Origin of the sequence: Acetobacter indonesiensis (assembly GCF_000963945.1) — a bacterium.
Lineage (GTDB): Bacteria > Pseudomonadota > Alphaproteobacteria > Acetobacterales > Acetobacteraceae > Acetobacter > Acetobacter indonesiensis.
The window spans coordinates 1-2,640 of record NZ_BAMW01000138.1 but is presented as its reverse complement, the minus strand read 5'-3'; the positions used below and the strand labels follow the sequence as shown (position 1 = coordinate 2,640).

The window sequence follows — 2,640 nt, the reverse complement described above, 5'->3', positions numbered from 1 at the left end:
AGTTCCCAGACTGGGAAGACAACCGGGAAAGTCCCGTTCACCCATCACAATCCGATTTTATGAGTCTTTTCAAGGTTGTAGCGCAAAAGTCTGAGGGACTCGAACCTGCGCGCTTTCGTCGCAACCAATCAGACAACCTATTGAAACAGAACGATAATTTCAGATGGTATGGTGACTGCGGGTCGACTCTGCGGGCAAACACGTGGGGCAGTCAAGGTTTGCCAGAAAAATGGCACTTAAGTCGGAGAATAAGATAGACATATCATATAAACTTTTTCGCTTTGGAGACTCTTATGAAGAGTATTGTCAGAAAGTGGGGGAACAGTGCTATTGCCCATCGTCTAACCCTGATGCTACCTTAAACTGAACTCTGCCGAGAATATCAAGAACTTCCTTTGTACCAACTAGCTGTCAAGTATCGTATTCAGCAACATTGAGCGCAGTATCGACGTAGCCGACATCGCATGGAACAGTTTCGTCCACTTGCCTGCCGACTAAAGGCAATTACCTTTAGTCTTATGTATCACATTTCCCTATAAGTCGGTATTATTACACAATAGCAGATGTGTCAGGACCGCGGGAGTTGGCATTACATCCAGATTATCATCCTCAGTCGTTTCACAACGTTTGGTGTCTCGCTCGTCTAAACAGTGGCATAATGAAAATTCATAAAAAGGGTCACCGCTTCCAGCCAGTGAATTGTCCAACCACACTGGAGTATGCGAAAATAACAATTCTTTCCTCTCACTGAGAAATACTTTGAATGAGACAACTGATAGTCAAGGCATATAAACATGGTTTAACCAAGCAATCCCCTGACAAACTTATATCGCTCAATATACAGCGAAAAATTCTTGTATTAGAATACTAATAGTGCAGGATTTTAGCTATCAGATTGTGAGTGCTTATGTTTCGTGTTGCTATTCCCAATCAGGTCACTCCCTATGTTGTAATTCTTACAAATTCTGTTGTAAAACAAAATTTGTAAAGATGTTAGTAATTTTAACACGGAATTACGCAGTAAAGTCAAGTCAATATGAAAATCGATAATCCTACTGAGAATACATCCTCTGCAAGAATGCGTAATGTGCACTTTGAAGCAATTCAGGCATTACGAGCTGTCGCGGCGCTTGGTGTTTGCACGATGCACTGCGTAGACCTCAAGGTTGGTCTATACAAACAAAATGAGTGGCCCTTTTTCTTCAAACTTTCAAATTATTTGAATTCTATTTGTGGATCTGGAGTTGATTTATTTTTTGTATTGAGCGGTTTCCTTATTTACTCCATATCAATGAAGACGACAAGATCTGAAAGATCAAGTGCTGCATGGCAATTTGCTGTCAAACGAGCCTTCCGGATATATCCTCTCTACTGGTTCGTGTTGTTAACGATGGTTGTTACACAGATAGGATTGCACTTTGAGAGTGCGGCTCAGACAATCGGGAAAATCACGCCGCGCACAATTTTTCTACTGACGGATTCAATACCTTTTCCGCCACCCGGCTGGACGTTATCGTATGAAGTCTGGTTTTATGCAGGCTCTTCTCTAATTATTTTTATTCTTCCTAAGAGAAAAATCCTCTCTGGTTTTGCTTTGTGGGGGATTATTCAAATTATTTTATACTACTTAATTGTAAAAAAAATTATAGATTGTCATTTTTATGCATTACGACAACCACAGGTCTTGGATTTTTTTCTGGGTTGTTTGGTTGCATTTATTATTAAAATTAGACGAATCAAAAACACTTGCTTAGACAAGTTTTTGGCTCTTGGTATTTCTTTTGTCGTACTTTTGACGGGTGCTATAATCTCTTACGCACGCGAACCTTCTGGCGCGTTAGGGTGGGGTGAACGAGTCGTGTATTCGGGAATTCCCTCAGCGCTCGCTGTCTACGCTTTGGTCGGCCTCGAACGGCAGGGGCGATTGCGGGCACCGCTTGGGTTGGTGCATCTCGGAGATATCTCCTATTCAATTTATCTTTGGCATTTTGAAATCTCGGCCGTTAGCTTCTGGATCATGCTGCATTTAAAAGTCTATGCGCAATTACCGCCACTCATTCTCGTGATACTAGAAATCATAACAACTATAATTGTTTCGATTATGACATATGCTCTCATTGAAAAACCTTCGCAGATACTTGCACGCTTTGTTCTCCACCTCCAGTCTTCACGGGCGATTGAAGTGTTCCCAGAAAGTATATCCAGATAATTATTAAGTTGCAAAAATCTGCCTCTGTCATGTGATGGATGGTTCTATTGTACCATTCGCTGAGTGAGCATGTTGAGCCCTTTTATGGTTTCCCATTATAAGACTGTGTGTGTGGGAGGGGTATCGAGCACTGTGAAGTGATTGAGTATGGCGACACAGACGTGAATTTCGGTGATCTGAAGCTTTGTTGTATAAATGCTCGGAGAGGATTCAAGGAACAAATCTTATTCTTGTAGCGGGAGGTTGTGAGCAAGCCCTGCTCACACTTTACCATAAATCGAACTGGATCCCCTATAACACGTCCTTGATCCAGCGTTTAAGCTAGCTGGAAACGTATGAACGGACAGATGGGCGGAGTCGGGTGGAATATGGGGATCGGGCTTTAGCACTACAATTACATATTATGTTGAGTTCTGAATTTATGGGTAACC

The 2,640-nt window shown here is 42.0% G+C and carries 1 protein-coding gene; it reads left to right on the top strand.

The window, feature by feature from the left end:
* Nucleotides 1–1,036: 1,036 nt before the first annotated feature.
* Complete coding sequence (locus Abin_RS15485; protein ID WP_084593715.1) at nucleotides 1,037–2,209, top strand: acyltransferase family protein; 1,173 nt, start codon at nucleotides 1,037–1,039, stop codon at nucleotides 2,207–2,209.
* Nucleotides 2,210–2,640 lie beyond the last annotated feature (431 nt).

What these genes read in the sequence shown, in the direction of transcription:
- Abin_RS15485 (WP_084593715.1), top strand. Translation starts at nt 1,037, where the DNA reads ATGAAAATCGATAATCCTACTGAGAATACATCCTCTGCAAGAATGCGT.